The sequence below is a fragment of the Tritonibacter mobilis genome (genome assembly GCF_001681715.1).
In the GTDB taxonomy this organism is placed as follows: Bacteria; Pseudomonadota; Alphaproteobacteria; order Rhodobacterales; family Rhodobacteraceae; genus Epibacterium; species Epibacterium mobile.
This window is the reverse complement of the sequence record NZ_LNWY01000005.1, coordinates 270,172-288,958: the sequence shown is the minus strand read 5'-3', so window position 1 is coordinate 288,958 and position 18,787 is coordinate 270,172. Positions and strand designations below refer to the sequence as shown.

Here is an 18,787-nt window from a genome sequence, read left to right as displayed (position 1 = left end):
AGGGCGGTCCCAAACGGCCGCCCTTTCATCTTTTTTAAAATACCTCCGCCGGAGGCATGGGCCCATCAAGGCCCATTTTTATTAAGACGCGGGCGTCGACGACACACCCACCTGTGCAGGCCGCAGCAGGCGATCATGCAGCATGAAGCCCTCAGCGGACACCTGAATAATGTCACCAGCCTTTGTGCCGGGCACGGGTGCCTCGAACATGGCCTCATGCACCTGCGGGTCAAACCGGTCTCCGACGTCAGGTGTTACCACCTGAATGCCGTGCTTCTGGAACACGTCCAGCAGCGCGCGCATGGTCAATTCGACCCCTTCGATCAACGCAGCGGAAACTGCCTTTTGCTCTTCGGTCGCAGCCTCAACCGCACGCTTCATGTTGTCATAAACCGGCAGCATGTCCCGTGCCAATTTGGAGCCGCCATACTGCTCCGCCTCACGCCGTGCCTTGTCGCCACGCTTGCGCGCGTTTTCCGCATCGGCCAAGGCGCGCATGAAGCGGTCCTTGTATTCATCACGCTCCGCACGCAAGCTGTCCAGCTCCAGCGCTTCGTCGTCGAATTCCTCGGTCTGAGCCGACAGCTCCTCGGCTTCGGCTGCCTCGATATCGTCCAAAAAGTCTTCGTTCTTGGGCTCTGCCATAATCCACCTCTAGCTCCGGTCGGATACCATTTTCCCGACCAGTTGTGCCGTGTAGTCCACGATCGGCACAATCCGTCCGTAGTTCAGGCGCGTGGGGCCGATGACCCCGACCGCACCAATGATCTTTCGATCAGCGTTCATATATGGAGACACCACCAAAGAGGAACCCGAAAGTGAGAAAAGTTTGTTCTCCGAGCCGATAAAAATGCGCACACCGTCGCCTTCTTCGGTCAGTTCAAGGAATTCGGCGATGTCACGCTTACGTTCAAGATCGTCAAACAGGCTGCGGATCTTCTCCAATTCGTCCGGCGCACCATCTTCCGAAAGGAGATTCGCCCGTCCCCGCACGATCAAACGCGCCTGATCGCCGCTCTCATCTTCCCAGGCTGCAAGCCCGCTTTCGATCATGTCGCTTGCGAGCGTATCTATCTCCTGACGGCGTTTTTCGATCTCGACTTGCACATCCTTGCGCACGTCGCTCAATGTGCGCCCCTCTATCAGCGCGTTGAGGAAATTGGCCGCCTCCCGCATCGAGCTTGGCGTCTGCCCCGGCGGCGGCGTGAACAGCCGGTTTTCCACATGCCCGTCCGAGAACACCAACACCACCAGCGCACGATCCTGCGCCAGAGACACAAATTCGATATGGCGCAGTTCCGCCTCATGCTTAGGCGTGAGCACCAGTGATGCCCCATGCGTCACACCAGAAAGCGCAGCCCCCACGCGGTCCAGCATGCCGCCCACATCGCTGGAGTTATCCCCCAACGTGCGGTCTATCATCTCGCGGTCCTGCCGGCTCGGATCGCCCATCTGCAACAGGCCATCGACAAACAGCCGTAACCCCATCTGCGTCGGAATACGCCCCGCACTGACATGCGGGCTGTCCAGCAAACCTAAATATTCCAAATCTTGCATGACATTCCGGACGGTCGCGGCGCTAACCTTCTCGCTCAGGGATCGGGTCAGCGTGCGGCTGCCTACCGGACCGCCAGTATCCAGATAATTTTCGACCAGAATGCGAAACACCTCGCGTGAGCGATCGTTCATATCCTGCAGAATGGATTTCGCGTCCGTCATCTCATACCCGATGTTTCCAGCCAGAAGTCGCTGTCCCTCTCATTTGTCACTAAAGCGCATCCTCCGATATGGTCAATGACCCTTGCATCGCCAACCCCACGGGCGGTATCGACGGAGCAACAACAAAAGGATATCCACATGCGACCCTCCGGACGTGCCCTGAACGAAATGCGCAGCGTTTCCATTGAAACCGGCTTTACCAAACATGCAGAAGGTTCCTGCCTGATCAAGATGGGCGACACCCATGTTCTGTGTACCGCAACGATCGAGGACCGTGTTCCCCCGTTTATCAAAGGCTCTGGCTTGGGTTGGGTCACCGCAGAATACGGCATGCTGCCCCGCGCGACCAATACCCGTATGCGTCGTGAGGCTGCGTCCGGCAAACAAGGCGGGCGCACCGTCGAAATTCAGCGACTGATCGGCCGCGCCCTGCGCGCAGGTGTTGACCGCGTCGCTCTGGGCGAACGCCAAATTACTGTCGACTGCGATGTGCTTCAGGCCGACGGTGGCACCCGCTGCGCGTCGATCACCGGTGGTTGGGTTGCTCTGCGTCTGGCTGTCAACAAGCTGATGAAAGCGGGCGACGTCACCATGGACCCGCTGGTTGATCCGGTGTCCGCCATTTCATGCGGGATCTATGCCGGCCAGCCCGTTCTTGATCTCGACTATCCCGAAGACTCCGAAGCCGGCGTTGATGGCAACTTTATCATGACGGGTTCGGGCAAACTGATCGAGGTTCAGATGAGCGCCGAGGGCTCTGTTTTCTCTCGCGATCAGATGAATGAACTGATGGACCTTGCAGCCAAAGGCACATCCGAACTCGCAGAGATGCAGAAGGCCGCCTGCGCATGACCCGCAAATTCGAAGGCGACACCTTACTGGTCGCCACACATAACGCAGGAAAGCTGGGCGAGATCACCGAGATCCTCGCGCCCTTTGGCGTGAAGGTGGTCGGTGCGGGCGAAATGAACCTGCCCGAACCCGAAGAGACCGAAGACACTTTCGTCGGCAACGCCCGGATCAAGGCGCATGCTGCGGCAAAGGCCACCGGCCTCCCAGCCCTCTCGGACGACAGCGGCATCACCATCGACGCGCTCGATGGTGCGCCCGGCGTCTATACCGCAGATTGGGCCGAGACCGGTCAGGGTCGGGACTTCATGATGGCGATGACCCGCGCCAATGATGAAATTACCGCAAAAGGCCCCGATGCCCCCCGTACCGCACAATTTCGCTGCACTTTGGTTCTGGCGTGGCCCGACGGTCACGATGAGGTCTTTGAGGGCGTGATGCCCGGACGCCTTGTCTGGCCCATCCGTGGCGAGGGCGGCTTTGGCTATGATCCAATGTTCATGCCCGAAGGCTATGACGTGACCTGCGCGCAGATGGACAAGGCGGAGAAGAACCGCATCAGCCATCGTGGCCGTGCATTGGCCCAGTTTGTACAGGGGTGTTTTGGTGGATGATTGGCGCAACGGGGGCTTTGGTCTCTACGTGCATTGGCCGTTCTGTCAGGCCAAATGCCCCTACTGCGACTTCAATAGCCATGTGGTTTCCCAGATCGATCAATCGGCCTGGGTGACCGCCTATCAATTCGAGCTGCGCCGCGTGGGCGAACTGCTCCCGGATCGCCTGCTGAATTCCATCTTCTTTGGCGGCGGCACACCCTCGCTGATGCATCCAGATACGGTCGCTGCCGTGATTGAAGCGGCGCGCGAGAACTGGACCTTTGCCAACGACATTGAGATTTCGCTTGAGGCAAACCCAGGTTCTGTCGAGGCGGGACGATTTGCCGGTTATCGTGATGCTGGCGTAAATCGCATCTCGATGGGGATACAGGCGCTGAACGACGATGATTTGCGTCGCCTGGGCCGCATTCATACCGTCGATGAGGCGCGCACAGCCTTTGACGTCGCACGCAGCTGTTTTGATCGCGTCAGCTTTGATCTGATCTACGCTCGTCAGGGCCAGACCTTGGATGCATGGAAGGCAGAGCTTTCCGAGGCGCTTAGCATGGCGATCGACCACCTCTCCCTCTATCAGCTGACCATAGAGGACGGCACCGCATTTGGAGATCGCTACGCGCGCGGCAAACTTCGTGATCTCCCCACAGGCGACAACGCCGCCGATATGTATCTTGCAACACAAGACATCTGCGACGCCTACGGTCTTCCCGGGTATGAGATTTCCAATCACGCCCGCCCCGGCGCAGAAAGCCGCCACAATCAAATTTACTGGCGCTACGGCGATTATGTGGGCGTCGGTCCGGGTGCCCACGGTAGGATCACGCTGAACGGTCAAAGATATGCAACCGAAGCTCCACGCTCACCCGGAGCATGGTTGGATGCAGTAAAAAAAGGTCAAGGCCTATTGCCTTTCGAAATATTAAAACCAGAAGATCAAGTAGTCGAACACATGATGATGGGGATGCGACTTTTTGAAGGCCTAGACCTTGAACGTCATGAAGCGTTGGCCGGTAAGCCATTGTCAGTGAAAAAAATCCAAGAACTGACCGACTGGGGGATGATCGTCGTGGACCGAGCTCGTCTCAGGGCTACGTCTCAAGGGCGTGCGGTTCTGAATGCTGTGCTCCGTGAACTGCTAACGGATTGATTGATGAGATTTATTTACCTCTGCCTTGGTCTCTTTAGTGTCCTTCTGGCTGGGGTCGGTATCGCTCTTCCCCTCTTGCCTACAGTGCCCTTTCTTCTTCTTGCGGCATTTTTTTTCGCCAGATCGTCCGAACGTCTGCACAATTGGTTGCTATCGCACGCAACCTTTGGCCCAATGATCTCAGATTGGAATGAACACGGCGCTATTCGTCTAGGTGCAAAAAAAGCGGCAACCGCATCGGTTGCCGCTGTGTTCATTCTGTCAGTTGTTCTTCAGGTACCAATCTACGTGCTCATGATCCAGGCCATTACACTGGGTTGCGTAATGATCTTTATCTGGACCCGCCCTAGCGGCTAAGCAAATTACACAATTCATCAAGCTGGTCGAGCGTCTCGTAGGAGATTGTCATCGTACCAGCCTCACCTCCCGCCTTATGATCAATCGAAACTTTCATCCGGATCATAGCAGACAAATCGCTTTCTAGCGCCCGTGTATCAGCATCCTTCTCAACCTGAGTCTTAGCTCTCTTAGGTCCCGAAGTTCCGGCAACACCCGCTGCATCTTTCTTCACCAAGGATTCGGTTGCGCGTACGGACAGGCCGCCTTTCACAATTTTCTTCGCCAATTCGGAGGCATTGTCAGATGTAATCAGAGCCCGCGCATGTCCGGCAGATAGCTTACGATCTAGAACCAGCCCCTGAACATCCTCTGGCAAATGCAGCAATCGAACAAAGTTAGCTATGTGGCTGCGGCTCTTACCAAGCGCTTCGGCCATTTTCTCTTGCGTATGGCCAAACTTATCCATCAGTTGCTTGTAACTTTGAGCTTCTTCCAGCGCATTCAAATCTGAACGCTGAATGTTCTCGATAATCGCAACTTCGAGCATCTCGACATCAGAATAGTCGCGAATGAGAACGGGAACCTCATGAAGCTGCGCCGCTTGAGCAGCACGCCAGCGACGTTCCCCCGCAACGATCTCATATATTCCACCATCGCGCGGGCGAACGATCAGAGGTTGAAGAACCCCTTTCTCTTTGATCGATGCAGTTAGATCATCCAAATCTTCCTGCAAAAACTGGCGTCGCGGCTGGTCAGGATTAGCTTGAACCTTTTCAATAGGCACAAGAATTTCGGCATTTCGCGGCGGACGCCCACCTTCGGTGCTCACTGGTTCCGCATTCACATCCGCCATCAACGCGGAGAGACCACGTCCCAAGCCGCGTGGTTTTGGTTTCTTATCTGCCATTGTTCGCCCCTTTTCTTCTTATTGTGCCGCGATATCTTGATGATTGGCAACAATCTCGCCCGCCAATTGACGGTAGGCTTTTGCACCAAGTGAAGCTGGGTCATAATTTAGAACTGGCATCGCATAGGATGGCGCTTCGCTTACACGGACATTTCGCGGAATTTTGGTTCGGAACACCAAATCCCCGAGGTTATCTCGTGCATCCTGCTCCACTTGTTGAGACAGGTTGTTGCGCCGATCATACATCGTCAACACAACACCCTCGATCCGCAGTTGGGGGTTGGCAGCATGACGAACCTCACGAATGGTCAACATCAGCTGCGACAAGCCTTCCAACGCAAAAAATTCGCTCTGCAACGGAATAAGAACGGAATGGGCCGCAACCATTGCATTCACGGTCAAAAGGTTCAGCGATGGAGGGCAATCGATCAGGATATAATCCCAGTCATATTCCGCCATTGCTGGCTGTCTCAGCGCATCATGTAGCAAAAAGCTGCGCTTTTCGTTGGAAAAAAGTTCGATATCTGCAGAACTCAAATCGACTGTCGCGGGAACAATGCAGAGATCTTCTAAATCAGTTTGCCGAATAACTTCAGAGAGTTCCGCCTCTTCGACCAATAGATCGTAGGTCGTGTGATCCCGGTCATCCGCTTCGATTCCAAGACCTGTAGAAGCATTTCCTTGTGGGTCCAAATCAACAAGCAGAACCCGCATACCTTCTTCTACCAGGGCAGCTGCTAGGTTGATCGCAGTTGTCGTTTTCCCCACCCCTCCCTTCTGGTTGGCAATCGCGATAATACGGGGGACTCCCAAACGGGACATGTCAGACACGCTCTACTCCCTTGATTTTGAGAATGACAGCCTCAGGCTCAGTAAGACTTGTAATCTCTTCGCAATCAAACCGCCATCTATTGCGCGCGTTATCCACTTCTTTTTTCCAGTTCGCACCCTTAGGGAACACGGCGGTGCCACCCGATTTCAAATGTCGCTCAGAATATCCCAGCAAAATGTCCAAATCAGCCAATGCACGCGCAGACATGATGTCAGCGCTCTCTGGCTCAGCTTCCTCAATCCGTTGGGACTTAACTGTCACTTGAACACCGCACTCTCGGGCGGCGTTTCTAAGGAAAGCACACTTCCTCTGATCGCTTTCCATGAGGGTAACTTTGGTCTCTGGGCTTTTTTCAGCAACCAAAATAGCGACGATGATGCCGGGGAGACCTCCCCCGCTACCGATATCTAGCCATGTCTTAGTATTTGGGGCAATCTCAAACACCTGAACGCTGTCCAAGATGTGACGCGTCCACAGATCCTCTAAGCTCTTTCGAGAAACCAGATTGATCTTAGGATTCCACTTTGTGAGAACTTCCGAGAATACCTCAAGACGTTCAAATGTTTCACGTGAAACATCCGAGTACTCTCGGATCAGTTCAAAATTCATGCAGATTTAGCCCCGTTTTTCGCCAAGCGTTTCAAACTCCCTAGTATCAAAGCTAGCGCGGCGGGAGTGATACCGTCAATGCGAGCTGCTTGCGCCAAGCTCTCTGGGCGAGATTTGTTCAGCTTTTGCTGAAGTTCTCGAGAAAGACCATCTATGCTATAGTCAAAGTTTGACGGGATAATATACTCCTCATCCTTCTTCAAAGCAGCAACTTCCTTTTCTTGCCTCGAGATATAGTTCGCATACAGAGAATCACGCATAATTTGTTCGCGGATTTCCTTCTCGGTTGCTTCCAACTCCGGAAATAGAGGAAGAATATGTTCAAATTCAACGTTCGGAAACGCGAGAACATCAATCCCGCTTCTCTTGTTGCCATCTTGATTGACTTGGATACCTGCTTGAACCAACTGTTTGGGCGTCAATAGAACAGCTTCCAATGCGGATTTGGCACAGTCTATTCCTGCCATCTTTTTGTCGAACGTAGTAGTTCGCTCAGCAGAAATACACCCCAACTCTTTAGCGAATGGCGTCAATCTTTGATCTGCATTATCGGCTCGGAGAGAAAGCCGGAATTCTGCTCTAGAAGTGAACATCCGATACGGTTCTGTCACACCGTTAGTGATCAAATCGTCAATCATCACCCCAATATAGCTGGTGGAGCGACCGAAAATAATGTCACCATTTCCACGACACTTAGATGCCGCGTTGAGACCCGCTACCAAACCTTGTGCACCTGCTTCCTCATAGCCGGTTGTACCATTGATTTGTCCAGCTAAATGCAGGCCGCTAATATCTCTGAGTTCGAGCGTCGACCTCAGGGCTCGCGGATCCACATAGTCGTATTCGATTGCGTATCCCGGTTGAAGAATAATCGCCTGTTCCAATCCATAAATGGATTGAACATAAGCTGTCTGTACTTCTTCAGGTAGGCTTGTCGATATACCATTCGGGTAAACCGTATGATCCGAAACGCCCTCCGGCTCGAGGAAAATCTGGTGCGAGCTCTTATCAGAGAAACGAACAATCTTGTCTTCAATCGAGGGACAATATCGTGGCCCGACACCTTCGATATGACCTCCATACATAGCTGAAAGTTCGAGATTATCGCGGATAATCTCATGAGTTCGCTCGTTAGTATGCGTGATCCCACAAGCGATCTGAGGAGCTGAAACAGACTTGCTCATAAAAGAGAAAAGAGTCGGTTCATCATCACCTGGCTGACTGTCTAGGACATCCCAGTTAATGGTTCGCCCGTCCAGTCGTGGTGGTGTTCCGGTTTTTAGACGTCCCAAGGGAAGGTCAAAAGATTTCAGCCGTTCCGCTAGCTTAATAGACGGTCGATCTCCCATACGACCACCAGACTTTGACTGATTTCCTATGTGTATGACACCGTTCAGAAAGGTCCCAGATGTAAGAACGACCGCACTCGCGGAAATTTCGCTCTCATCTGCAAGACGTACACCTCGAACGGTATTCTCACCTTCCATCAGGAAGTCGATCACCTCGCCTTCGATAATGTCCAGATTTGGTTGCGTTTCTGTGGCTTTAAGAACTTCGGTTCTATATATTGATCGATCTGCTTGCGCCCGCGGTCCTTGTACAGCAGGGCCCTTTCGACGATTCAAAAGTCGAAATTGAATACCTGCGAGATCCGCAACGCGACCCATTACACCATCCATCGCATCAATCTCGCGCACCAGGTGCCCCTTTCCAAGGCCACCAATTGCAGGATTGCAGGACATGACACCGATTCCATCACGGCGCAGCGTCACTAGGGCAGTTCGGACACCCATTCGAGCCGAAGCATGCGCAGCTTCAGTTCCAGCATGTCCGCCACCAACAACTACGACGTCATAGTGCGAATGTTTCACGTGAAACACTCCTTATTTTCCTAGGCAAAAACTCGAGAATATCTCATCGAGGAGATTCTCTACATCAATTCGACCAACCAAGAGTTCAAGAGCGCGAATAGCAGACCTCATATCTTCGGCAGCAAGATCATAGAACTCTGGCCCCTGCTGTAGGACATCTATCGCTCTTTGCAAACTCTCTGAGGCGCGCTTCATCGCATCCCTATGCCGTGCTCTTGTTGCAATTCCAGCATGGGTCGAACGATTCTTCAATGTGCAGGCGATGTGCGAAACCAGATCATCTATCCCCTGCCCGGTCTTTCCGGAAATCGCGCCACGGGTTGCATCCCGTTCGTCCGCTTTAGGTAGCAGGGAAAGGTCACCATCCCGGAACGGCACGTCGAACGTCTCGTTTTCTTCTGCCAAAAACACACGAATATCCGCAGCATTTGCGCGTTCCTGTGCCAGTTGGATTCCAATTTCTTCAACATGATCGTCGGTGTCACGTAGGCCGGCAGTGTCGAGCAGTGTCACAGGCAGTCCTGCGAGATCCATGCGAACCTCAATTACATCCCGTGTTGTTCCAGCATATTCAGATGTAATCGCCGCGTTTCGACCCGCCAAGGCGTTCAGCAAGGTTGATTTTCCAACGTTCGGAGATCCGACGATAGCAACCTCAAAACCTTCACGGATACGTTCGGCAATCGAGACACCCTGAACTTCTTTTTGAATATCACTCAAGACACCAGAAAGCAGCGCATCTACTTCTGGTGTGACATCAACCGGAACTTCTTCATCTGCAAAATCGATTGTAACTTCGATCAAGGATGCGGCTCGGATGAGATCCGTCCGCCAACGATCCGCCAAGGCGCCAAGAGCACCCGATAGAATGACCTGCGCTTGTTTTCTTTGAGCTTCAGTTTCTGCATCTATTAGGTCCGCCAGACCCTCAACCTGAGTGAGGTCCAGCTTACCGTTATCCAACGCACGACGCGTGAATTCACCGGGATCTGCAAGCCGTGCTAAATTGGAAACCTCCAGAGCAGACATGACAGCTGAAACGACAGCGGTGCTTCCATGCAGCTGAAATTCAACGATATTTTCCCCAGTAAAGCTATCTGGAGCGGTAAAAGACAAAACCAGAGCCTCATCAAGGATCTGACCCTCTTTATCTTTCAGTTTAGAAAATATCATGCCTCGCGCAGGAAGCGTCCTGTGCGTCAGGTTTTCTCCGACCTGAATGGCATTCGGGCCGGAAACACGAATTACAGCAACACCGGCCTTCCCTTGGGCGGTGGCCAGCGCAAAGATCGTATCCATGGGATGGCCTCTTTCTCCGCCCTGCCCTGTTTACGTGTTCATCGAGTCGAAAAACTCAGAATTTGTCTTTGTTTGTTTAAGCTTAGACAAAAGGAACTCAATCGCGTCGGTCGTCCCCATCGGGTTCAAGATGCGGCGCAATACAAAGGTCTTTGCCAAATCGCCCTTATCGACCAGTAGGTCTTCCTTCCGGGTACCCGACTTAAGGATATCGATTGCCGGGAACACACGTTTGTCAGCAATTTTGCGATCCAGAACGATCTCAGAGTTACCTGTACCTTTGAATTCTTCAAAGATAACCTCGTCCATCCGGCTGCCGGTGTCGATCAGTGCGGTTGCGATAATGGTCAGCGACCCACCCTCTTCGATGTTCCGCGCAGCACCAAAGAAGCGCTTGGGACGCTGCAGAGCGTTTGCGTCAACACCACCGGTCAGAACCTTACCAGACGACGGCACAACCGTGTTGAACGCACGACCGAGACGCGTGATCGAGTCGAGCAGAATTACGACATCGCGCTTGTGCTCAACCAGACGTTTGGCTTTTTCAATGACCATCTCGGACACCGCCACGTGACGCGCTGCGGGCTCGTCAAAGGTGGAGGACACGACCTCGCCTTTGACGGATCGCTGCATGTCGGTCACCTCTTCGGGGCGTTCGTCGATCAGAAGGACGATCAGATAGCATTCCGGGTGGTTCTGCTCGATCGAGTGGGCGATATTTTGCAGCAGAACCGTCTTACCAGTCCGCGGCGGTGCCACGATGAGCGAACGCTGACCTTTACCGATAGGCGAAACCAGATCGATCACACGTGCGGAGCGATCCTTCACGGTGGGATCTTCGATCTCCATGTTCAGGCGTTCGTCCGGGTAAAGAGGCGTCAGGTTGTCGAATGCGATCTTGTGACGGGCCTTTTCGGGCTCCTCAAAGTTGATCTTGGTCACTGTGGTCAGCGCGAAGTAACGCTCGTTCTCCAGTGGTGCCTTGATCTGTCCCTCAACCGTGTCGCCGGTGCGCAGCGAGAACTGGCGGATCATGTCAGGAGAGACGTAGATGTCGTCCGGACCGGGCAGATAGTTGGCCTCTGGCGAGCGCAGGAAGCCAAAACCGTCCTGAAGTACTTCCAGAACCCCATCGCCACCGATGTTCCAGCCCTCATCCGCGCGTTCACGCAGGATTTGGAACATCATCTCACCCTTACGCATGGTGGAGGCGTTTTCGATCTCCAGTTCCTCGGCCATTGCCAGGAGGGCTTTCGGGCTTTGCGCCTTAAGATCGGAAAGGTTCAGGGATTGCTCGGTCATATGCACACGGCCTTTATTCCCTCAGGGTGGAGGGCGTCACAGTATCAAATACGGAAAATGCGGGAATCCCGGACGGGGCCGCTTTATCGCTAGATAGTGAGTCTCCGGGGGTGAGTCAAACCCCGCGTCAGAACTTGAAGATCACTGAGACCACAATCACCACCATCAGAAGGGTCGGAACCTCGTTCATCAGGCGATACTGGCGCCCTGTGAGGGTATTCTTGCCTGCTTTGAAGTCCTTGTGGCGAAACATCAGCCAATGATGGAACCATGTCATAGCAAGTACCGATGCGCCCTTGGTCCAGGGCCAGATGTAGGACCAATCCACCAGCCCCGGCGTAAACACCATAAAGAGCCCTGCCGCCCAGGTCACAACGCTTGCTGGACCCATGATCACTCTTAGCAGTTTGTGTTCCATGGTGAGAAAGATCGGCGTCACATCCTGAACCTTCTCAGCCTCCTCCACGTGATACACAAACAGACGTGGAAGGTAGAAAAGACCCGCCATCCAACTGATCACCGCCATGATGTGAAGCGATTTCACGTAAGGATACAGTGTGAACATCAGATCAGTCAGATCCATGGAAGGTTTCCTTCAGGCGCGAGGTGCCGGTTGGCCACCCTAATATAATTAATAAGTTTTATAAGGATGATGTTTTTGTAGTGCACCCCAGAATCCGTGGATTATCGAGTCTTCACACCGGTTCTGCACAAGGTGGACAGTTTTCCTTCCTTATTCCTACCAGAAGGGTGAATAACTCCTTAACGCCCTTCAAACCATGCGCATTAACAAAATATTTACATAAGAGACTCTGGGGATAAGAGCGGGACAAACCGGGAGAGCCGTACTTATCCACGTGTTCAAAGTTATCCCAATACCCGATGGAGGAATCGCGGAGGAATCACCCGAGATTTCAGAAGTTGTCCCACCCTTGCGTTGAGGGTGGAAAATCATACAAAACGTCCCTGAATGATCAGACGTTTTCCCATAGGGTTTTCCACATGAGTACCCACATCCTGCTTGCTTCTGGATCTGAGATCCGCGCTCAACTGCTCCGTCAGGCGGGGGTTGCGTTCCGTGTGGAGGTCGCGCGCGTCGATGAAGGCGCAATAAAGGCCGCTCTTCTGGCCGAAGGGGCCGCGCCACGCGATATTGCTGACACGCTTGCAGAGGCCAAAGCGCGCAAAGTGTCGGGAAAACACCCCGGCGAGATGGTTCTGGGCTGCGATCAGGTGCTCGATTTTGAGGGCACGCTGCTGTCAAAGCCCGACACAAAGGACCAAGCGCTGGATCAGCTCAAGGCGATGCGTGGAAAACGTCACATGTTGTTGTCGGCCGCAGTGATCTACCGCGATGGTGAGCCACTTTGGCGCCATGTTGGACAGGTGCGGCTGGTGATGCGCATGGCGAGCGATGCCTATCTTGAGAGCTACGTGGACCGCAACTGGGAGAGTATTCGTCACGCGGTCGGCGCATACAAACTCGAAGAAGAGGGCGTGCGACTGTTTACAACTATTGACGGCAGCTACTTTAATGTCTTGGGATTGCCGATGTTGGAACTCATAAACTATCTGGGACTGCAGGGGATTATAGAACAATGACAGAGCACAAGATCCCGCTCGCTGGCGTGATCGGTTGCCCGATCGCACATTCGAAATCTCCTCAGTTGCACCGGCACTGGCTACGGACGCATGAGATTGACGGACATTATATGCCGATGCATGTGGAACCAGAGGACCTGGAGTCTGTGGTTCGGATGATGCCCAAGATGGGGTTTGTGGGTGCGAATGTGACCATTCCCCACAAACAGGCCATCATGGAGATTGCGGATAAGGTTACGGATCGCGCCAAGCTGATGGGCGCGGCGAACACGTTGATTTTCCATGAGGATGGTGTGATTGTGGCCGACAATACAGATGGTTACGGCTTTATCACAAACCTTCACGAGGGTGCCCCTGATTGGGATGCGAAATCCGGGCCAGCGACCGTGCTGGGTGCGGGTGGTGCCAGTCGCGCGGTTGTCGCCTCGCTGATTGAGGCCGGTGTTCCGGAAATTCGCCTTTGCAATCGCACTCGGTCTCGCGCGGAAGAGATGGCAGAGACATTCGGCTCCAAGATCACGGTTGTGGATTGGGTACAGGCTGGAAATGTCATCGAGGATGCAACCTTGGTCGTGAATACAACGTCTCTTGGGATGGTAGGTCAACGGCGTCTGCGGGTTCCGCTCGATGGTCTACACTCCGGCATTGTGGTCACTGACCTTGTTTATACGCCGCTTAAAACGGACCTGTTGCAAGCCGCCGAAGACGCGAATTGCACCGTGGTTGATGGGCTGGGGATGCTGTTGCATCAGGCTGTTCCCGGATTTGAGCGCTGGTTCGGTCAAAGACCAGAGGTCAATGATGCGGCGCGTGCCGCTGTGATGTGATGAGTTTTTCTCTCGGTCTTACGGGTTCAATTGGCATGGGAAAATCGACCACCGCCGCCCTCTTTGCAGAGGCGGGGTGTGCGGTTTGGGATGCGGACGCCGCTGTTCACCGTCTGTATGATCGAGGCGGCGCCGCTGTTGAGCCAATTGGCGCAGCCTTTCCGCAGGCCACCATGTCTGGATCTGTAGATCGCACCGTCCTGAAAGAGCTGATTTCAAACGACGACGCTGTTCTAAAAACGATAGAAGAAATCGTCCATCCGCTGGTACAGGCGGACCGCAAGAGTTTTCGTGCTGAATCTCGTGAAGACATCCTGATCTTCGATATTCCTCTCCTGTTTGAAACCGGGGCAGAAGTTGAGATGGATGCCGTCGCCTGCGTCCATGTCCCCCCCGAGATCCAGCGAGAGCGCGTGCTTGCGCGGGGTACTATGACCACGGACCAGTTTGAGCAAATCCTTGCAAAGCAAATGCCAATCGCAGACAAGCTCGCGCGGAGTGACTATAGGATCGAGACCGACACACTCGATCATGCCCGTGCACAAGTTACGCAAGTGATCGAAGACATCAGACGGAGAATGCCGCATGCGTGAAATCGTACTCGATACGGAAACCACCGGCTTTGATCCTTTCTCCGGTGATCGCATCGTCGAAATCGGCGCGGTTGAACTGCTCAACCATATGCCTACGGGCGAGACCTTTCATGTCTACATCAACCCACAGCGGTCGATGCCGCATGAGGCGTTTGGCGTGCATGGGATCGGTCCTGACCTGTTGGAGCCGCCGCAGCCTGCTGCGCCTGGTCAGGTCACGCTGAAGGACAAGCCGCTGTTTGCCGAGGTCGGGCAGGCTTTTTTGGATTTCGTACGCGATTCCAAGATGGTCATCCACAATGCCAGCTTCGATATGAAGTTTCTGAACGCGGAACTGGGGTGGATGAACCTGCGGCAACTGCCGATGGAACAGGCGATTGATACACTGGCGATGGCCCGAAAACGGTTTCCCGGTTCACCTGCGACGCTGGATGCGCTGTGTCGTCGCTTCAGCATCGACAACTCGAACCGGACGTTACACGGCGCGCTTCTCGACTCTGAAATCCTTGCGGATGTGTATCTTGAGCTGATCGGGGGTCGGCAGCCGGATTTTGGTCTCTCGACACAGTCTGGCAGCGGACAAAATGCCGCCGATACCAACTGGCGCCCTAGCCCGCGTGCCACGCCCCTGCCCTCCCGGCTGACATCTGAGGAAAAAACGGCGCATGAGGAATTTGTGGCCAAACTCGGTGCTGAGGCGCTGTGGAACGCAGGGTCCGAATAACAAAAGCGCCGCGACCCGTGGTCGCAGCGCCTGAATTTCACCGATACTGAACGCTTAGGATCAGTTCGGGGTCTCGGTGGGTGCTTCCGCCTGACGACGAGCGAGTTCATTGCGGTAAATCGCAACAAAATCGATGTTGTCGAGGTTCAGCGGCGGGAAGCCACCGTCGCGGCTGATGTCAGAGACGATGCGACGCAGGAACGGGAACAGCATGCGCGGGCATTCGATCAGCAAGAACGGGTGCAGCTGATCTTCTGGGACACCAGAGATGTTGAAGATACCAACATATTCCAGCTCAAGCACAAACAGAACTTCGCCACCGGCTTTGTTCTTGGACTCGATCGTCAGCTTGGTGATGACTTCATACTGGTTTTCGGTGCTGCGCTTCTTGGCATCGAGAGCAACCTGAACGTTCACGTCCGGTTGAACTTCGCCACCAACGCCTTTTTGCGCCATGACATTCTCAAAGGACAGATCGCGAATGAATTGTCCGAGGATGTTCATCTGGACTTGCGGCTGACCTGTGCCTTCGGCTGCGCCATTTTCGGCCATGGAAATCTCCTGAATTTAACGTGTCGCAGCGTGCTTAACAGCTTGGGGAGCCATGCTCAAAGTCTTATTTCGGGCCTTCTACCCAACCCGAAGGCTCATCCCGGCGCGGGCGTGGTGTGACATCCTCGTAATCACCGTCAATCACATCGCCGCGCGGATCACCATGTCGGCGTGGAGGCTGTTGACGTGGATTGGGCCCCATCTGAAACGACGCGACGGTTACTTTTGACTTCAGATAAGCAAAGGCCCGTGTGCGAAATCCGGGTACCAACAGCAGAAAACCGAAAGCATCCGTAAAAAATCCGGGTGTCAGTAGGAGCGCACCGGCAAGCAAGATCATTGCACCATGAGCCAGTGGTTCTGTTGGATCGGACAGATGTTCAAACGAGCCACGCAGCTGTCCAAGGGCCATCTGACCCTGTGTTCTGACCAGCCAAGTGCCCAAAACTGCGGTCAAAATCACGATACCAAGTGTTGGCCACAGGCCAATCAGACCGCCGACTTGTATGAACAGGGCGATTTCAATGATTGGTACCAGCAGAAAAGCCAGAAAAAGTGGCATGATAGGCGTCCTCTCCTTAGGGCAGAACGGTGGACTTGGTCCCGCCTGTCACCTACATAAGAGCAGAACACGTCGGTTTCAAATCGACAGGTCCTGTTGGACGATGAGGTACAAATGGAGTCGCCCTTGATTGAGCTTTTGGTCCTTGCTGGCATCGCGGTTTTTCTGATCCTGCGCCTGAAAAGCGTTCTGGGCACACGTGAAGGGTTTGAAAAGCCCCCACTCGCGAACAATGAAGCCCCTGCGCCGCAGCGCAAATTTGAAGTGATCGAAGGCAGCCCCGACGATGACATTGTTGCCTACGTCGATGAAGGCAGCCCGCAAGCGCAAGCGTTGAGCGATATGAAACGCGCGGATTCCTCCTTTCAGGTGGCGGAATTTGTTCAAGGTGCCCGCGGCGCTTATGAGATGATCCTGATGGGCTTTGAAACCGGCGAACTCGACGGAATTCAGCCCTTCATCTCCGAAGAGATTTTCCAGAGCTTTGTCGATGCAGTTTCTGCCCGTGAAGATCAGGGATTGACCATTGAGGCTGAGTTTATCGGCGTGCGTGAGACTACCATCGTTGATGCAACCTTCGATGCTGCCACCTCCACGGCCGAAGTAACCGTGCGTTTTGTGGGTGAGCTGACATCTGCGGTGCGCAACCGCGCTGGTGAAATTGTCGAAGGTGATCCCAAAGCTGTCAAACGCCAGAAGGACACTTGGACCTTCTCGCGTCAGATGGGCACGGGTGATCCGAACTGGCTGCTGGTGGCAACGGACGCATGACGGGGGCGCTCCGGCGTGGACTTGGCGCGGTTTTTCTGATCGCAGCCTTATGTTCCGGCGCCGGTGCGCGAGCCGAGACGGGTCCGTCCCTTCGTATTCTGGAGTTCAGCGAACTCTCTGATTGGGACCTCGACAACCATGTCGAGGCCCTTCGCGTTTTTAGGGAAACCTGCATGGACATGGATGGAGCCGACTGGAAGTCGCTCTGTGCCATGGCCAAAAACGCTGATGACAGTGGCGCGCGTGCGTTTTTTGAACTGTTTTTCCGCCCGGTTTTGATCGAGGACGGTAAGGCTGGTCTGTTCACCGGATATTTTGAACCTGAACTTCGCGGCGCGCGATATCGCGGGGGGCGCTATCAGTATCCGGTTTATCGAATGCCGCCAGAGGCGCGCCAGACGTCATTGTGGCTCACGCGGCGCGATATCCTTACCTCTGGTGTGATGGAAGGCAGGGGCTTGGAAATCGCCTGGGTTGACGATCCAGTGGAGCTGTTTTTCCTACAAATTCAGGGATCTGGCCGCATTAAGATGGAAGACGGATCGACCATTCGGATCGGGTATGGCGGGGCAAACGGGCACCCCTATCGTTCTATTGGACAGGAATTGGTGCGCCGAGGGATCTATAACCTGCATCAGGTGAGTGCGCAGGTGATCCAGAATTGGGTCCGGCGCAATCCGGGTCCAGGGCGAGAGCTTTTGATGCACAATCCTTCATACGTGTTCTTCCGGGAGGTCCGCAAAGTACCTGCGAACCGTGGACCTTTGGGGGCTATGAACCGTTCAATAACGCCGATGCGCTCGATTGCGATTGACCCGGCGTTCACGCCGCTTGGCGCACCGGTATGGGTTGAAAAGAACGGTCAGTCGAAGTTGCGGCGACTTATGATCGCTCAGGATACTGGCTCTGCCATCAAGGGGTCGCAACGCGCTGATATTTTCTTTGGCGCTGGCGATGAGGCTGGGCGCAAGGCCGGGCAACTGCGCGATCCCGGACGGATGCTGGTCTTGATGCCGATCCAGCGCGCCTATGCCATGTTGCCGGACGATCTATAATGACCCGGCGCAAACTGACAGATGATGAAATCGACCTCTGGCAGAAGGTCGTAAAGCACGCGGAGCGCTTGCACGCTGGCCGCGAGAAAAAAGGCGGGGATCATGCCGATCCCCCTGCCTCAAAGCCAAAGCCAAAGCCGAAACCGCATCGTGCAGCCCCGGCGTCGCTGCCTCATTTCGAGGTCGGCAGTAAGGCCCGTGGAAAACTGCCCGGACATGATTTAAAGGCCTCGCCCTCACGTAAACTTGCCAGCGATCCATTGCGGATGGACGAAAAAGCCTTTCGTCGGATGAAGCGCGGAAAGCTCAAACCTGAGGGGAAACTGGACCTTCACGGGATGCGAATGGAGTCCGCGCATGGGGCGCTGACCCGTTTTATTCTGTCAGCGCAGGCGTCCAACAAACGGCTGGTTCTTGTGATTACCGGCAAGGGCAAAGATCGTGATGAGCCGGGACCGATGCCGGTACCGCGGGGCGTGTTACGTCATCAGGTTCCCCAATGGCTCGCTCTGCAGCCACTGGCACAGGCGGTATTGCAGGTGACGCCTGCCCACATCAGCCACGGCGGCGAAGGGGCCTATTACGTCTATCTGCGCCGTATCCGCTAAGGGTT

The 18,787-nt window shown here is 54.4% G+C and carries 22 protein-coding genes; 11 read left to right on the top strand and 11 right to left on the bottom strand.

The annotated features are described in order from the left end of the window. Positions 1 to 81 precede the first annotated feature (81 nt). Both UB90_RS05460 and hrcA read right to left on the bottom strand, forming a co-directional pair. The gene (locus tag UB90_RS05460; RefSeq protein ID WP_065325584.1) at positions 82 to 645 is read right to left on the bottom strand and encodes a nucleotide exchange factor GrpE; all 564 of its coding nucleotides are present in this window, start codon (positions 643 to 645) and stop codon (positions 82 to 84) included. Positions 646 to 654: 9 nt separating this feature from the next. After that, on the bottom strand, positions 655 to 1,719 hold the full coding sequence (hrcA, locus tag UB90_RS05455; RefSeq protein ID WP_065325585.1) for a heat-inducible transcriptional repressor HrcA: 1,065 nt from the start codon (positions 1,717 to 1,719) through the stop codon (positions 655 to 657). Positions 1,720 to 1,857: 138 nt separating this feature from the next. Between hrcA and rph the strand changes: the two genes are divergently transcribed. From rph to UB90_RS05435, 4 genes are read left to right on the top strand one after another with little or no spacing between them, the layout of a single operon-like run. Further along, positions 1,858 to 2,571, top strand: a complete 714-nt coding sequence (gene rph / locus UB90_RS05450) for a ribonuclease PH (RefSeq protein ID WP_011540185.1) — start codon at positions 1,858 to 1,860, stop codon at positions 2,569 to 2,571. Further along, on the top strand, positions 2,568 to 3,182 hold the full coding sequence (rdgB, locus tag UB90_RS05445) for an RdgB/HAM1 family non-canonical purine NTP pyrophosphatase (RefSeq protein ID WP_009178084.1): 615 nt from the start codon (positions 2,568 to 2,570) through the stop codon (positions 3,180 to 3,182). The genes rph and rdgB overlap by 4 nt, the downstream gene beginning before the upstream one ends. After that, positions 3,175 to 4,329, top strand: coding sequence for a radical SAM family heme chaperone HemW (gene hemW, locus UB90_RS05440; RefSeq protein ID WP_065325628.1), 1,155 nt, complete (start codon positions 3,175 to 3,177; stop codon positions 4,327 to 4,329). The genes rdgB and hemW overlap by 8 nt, the downstream gene beginning before the upstream one ends. A gap of 3 nt (positions 4,330 to 4,332) precedes the next feature. Next, positions 4,333 to 4,686 (top strand): YbaN family protein, encoded by a 354-nt coding sequence (locus UB90_RS05435; RefSeq protein ID WP_005616149.1) that lies wholly within the window; start codon positions 4,333 to 4,335, stop codon positions 4,684 to 4,686. On the opposite strand, the gene UB90_RS05430 is transcribed toward UB90_RS05435, so the two are convergent. From UB90_RS05430 to UB90_RS05400, 7 genes are all read right to left on the bottom strand, one after another. Beyond that, entirely contained in the window at positions 4,676 to 5,575 is a 900-nt protein-coding gene (locus UB90_RS05430; protein WP_065325586.1) for a ParB/RepB/Spo0J family partition protein, read from the bottom strand. The genes UB90_RS05435 and UB90_RS05430 overlap by 11 nt on opposite strands. 18 nt (positions 5,576 to 5,593) lie before the next feature. Next, on the bottom strand, positions 5,594 to 6,406 hold the full coding sequence (locus UB90_RS05425; protein WP_005616147.1) for a ParA family protein: 813 nt from the start codon (positions 6,404 to 6,406) through the stop codon (positions 5,594 to 5,596). After that, positions 6,399 to 7,016, bottom strand: coding sequence for a 16S rRNA (guanine(527)-N(7))-methyltransferase RsmG (rsmG, locus tag UB90_RS05420; RefSeq protein ID WP_065325587.1), 618 nt, complete (start codon positions 7,014 to 7,016; stop codon positions 6,399 to 6,401). Before rsmG ends, UB90_RS05425 begins: the two co-directional genes overlap by 8 nt. Further along, on the bottom strand, positions 7,013 to 8,887 hold the full coding sequence (gene mnmG, locus UB90_RS05415; RefSeq protein ID WP_065335382.1) for a tRNA uridine-5-carboxymethylaminomethyl(34) synthesis enzyme MnmG: 1,875 nt from the start codon (positions 8,885 to 8,887) through the stop codon (positions 7,013 to 7,015). The genes rsmG and mnmG overlap by 4 nt, the downstream gene beginning before the upstream one ends. A gap of 12 nt (positions 8,888 to 8,899) precedes the next feature. Further along, positions 8,900 to 10,186, bottom strand: coding sequence for a tRNA uridine-5-carboxymethylaminomethyl(34) synthesis GTPase MnmE (gene mnmE, locus UB90_RS05410; RefSeq protein ID WP_065325589.1), 1,287 nt, complete (start codon positions 10,184 to 10,186; stop codon positions 8,900 to 8,902). A gap of 30 nt (positions 10,187 to 10,216) precedes the next feature. Then, positions 10,217 to 11,488, bottom strand: coding sequence for a transcription termination factor Rho (gene rho, locus UB90_RS05405; RefSeq protein ID WP_005616140.1), 1,272 nt, complete (start codon positions 11,486 to 11,488; stop codon positions 10,217 to 10,219). A gap of 127 nt (positions 11,489 to 11,615) precedes the next feature. Further along, complete coding sequence (locus UB90_RS05400) at positions 11,616 to 12,071, bottom strand: CopD family protein (RefSeq protein ID WP_065321362.1); 456 nt, start codon at positions 12,069 to 12,071, stop codon at positions 11,616 to 11,618. Positions 12,072 to 12,490: 419 nt separating this feature from the next. On the opposite strand from UB90_RS05400, the gene UB90_RS05395 reads away from it, so the two are divergent. From UB90_RS05395 to dnaQ, 4 genes are read left to right on the top strand one after another with little or no spacing between them, the layout of a single operon-like run. Next, positions 12,491 to 13,090, top strand: a complete 600-nt coding sequence (locus tag UB90_RS05395) for a Maf family protein (protein ID WP_065325590.1) — start codon at positions 12,491 to 12,493, stop codon at positions 13,088 to 13,090. Beyond that, positions 13,087 to 13,917: a shikimate dehydrogenase gene (locus UB90_RS05390; protein WP_065325591.1), complete on the top strand. Its 831-nt coding sequence runs from the start codon at positions 13,087 to 13,089 to the stop codon at positions 13,915 to 13,917. Before UB90_RS05395 ends, UB90_RS05390 begins: the two co-directional genes overlap by 4 nt. After that, positions 13,917 to 14,510 carry a dephospho-CoA kinase gene (gene coaE, locus UB90_RS05385; protein ID WP_065325592.1) on the top strand — a complete coding sequence of 198 codons (594 nt, stop codon included), beginning with the start codon at positions 13,917 to 13,919 and terminating at the stop codon, positions 14,508 to 14,510. The genes UB90_RS05390 and coaE overlap by 1 nt, the downstream gene beginning before the upstream one ends. Continuing rightward, the gene (gene dnaQ / locus UB90_RS05380; protein WP_065325593.1) at positions 14,503 to 15,234 is read left to right on the top strand and encodes a DNA polymerase III subunit epsilon; all 732 of its coding nucleotides are present in this window, start codon (positions 14,503 to 14,505) and stop codon (positions 15,232 to 15,234) included. The genes coaE and dnaQ overlap by 8 nt, the downstream gene beginning before the upstream one ends. A gap of 60 nt (positions 15,235 to 15,294) precedes the next feature. Here the strand turns inward: dnaQ and secB are convergent, their stop codons facing one another. Both secB and UB90_RS05370 read right to left on the bottom strand, forming a co-directional pair. Then, positions 15,295 to 15,786 carry a protein-export chaperone SecB gene (gene secB, locus UB90_RS05375; protein WP_005616123.1) on the bottom strand — a complete coding sequence of 164 codons (492 nt, stop codon included), beginning with the start codon at positions 15,784 to 15,786 and terminating at the stop codon, positions 15,295 to 15,297. A gap of 64 nt (positions 15,787 to 15,850) precedes the next feature. After that, positions 15,851 to 16,348 carry an FxsA family protein gene (locus UB90_RS05370; protein ID WP_065325594.1) on the bottom strand — a complete coding sequence of 166 codons (498 nt, stop codon included), beginning with the start codon at positions 16,346 to 16,348 and terminating at the stop codon, positions 15,851 to 15,853. Between the two features lie 114 nt (positions 16,349 to 16,462). Between UB90_RS05370 and UB90_RS05365 the strand changes: the two genes are divergently transcribed. From UB90_RS05365 to UB90_RS05355, 3 genes are read left to right on the top strand one after another with little or no spacing between them, the layout of a single operon-like run. Then, positions 16,463 to 17,119, top strand: a complete 657-nt coding sequence (locus tag UB90_RS05365; RefSeq protein ID WP_005616118.1) for a Tim44/TimA family putative adaptor protein — start codon at positions 16,463 to 16,465, stop codon at positions 17,117 to 17,119. Beyond that, entirely contained in the window at positions 17,116 to 18,174 is a 1,059-nt protein-coding gene (gene mltA, locus UB90_RS05360) for a murein transglycosylase A (RefSeq protein WP_065325595.1), read from the top strand. The genes UB90_RS05365 and mltA overlap by 4 nt, the downstream gene beginning before the upstream one ends. Next, a complete protein-coding gene (locus UB90_RS05355) occupies positions 18,174 to 18,782 on the top strand; it encodes a Smr/MutS family protein (RefSeq protein WP_065325596.1) in 609 nt (202 codons plus the stop codon). Before mltA ends, UB90_RS05355 begins: the two co-directional genes overlap by 1 nt. Positions 18,783 to 18,787 lie beyond the last annotated feature (5 nt).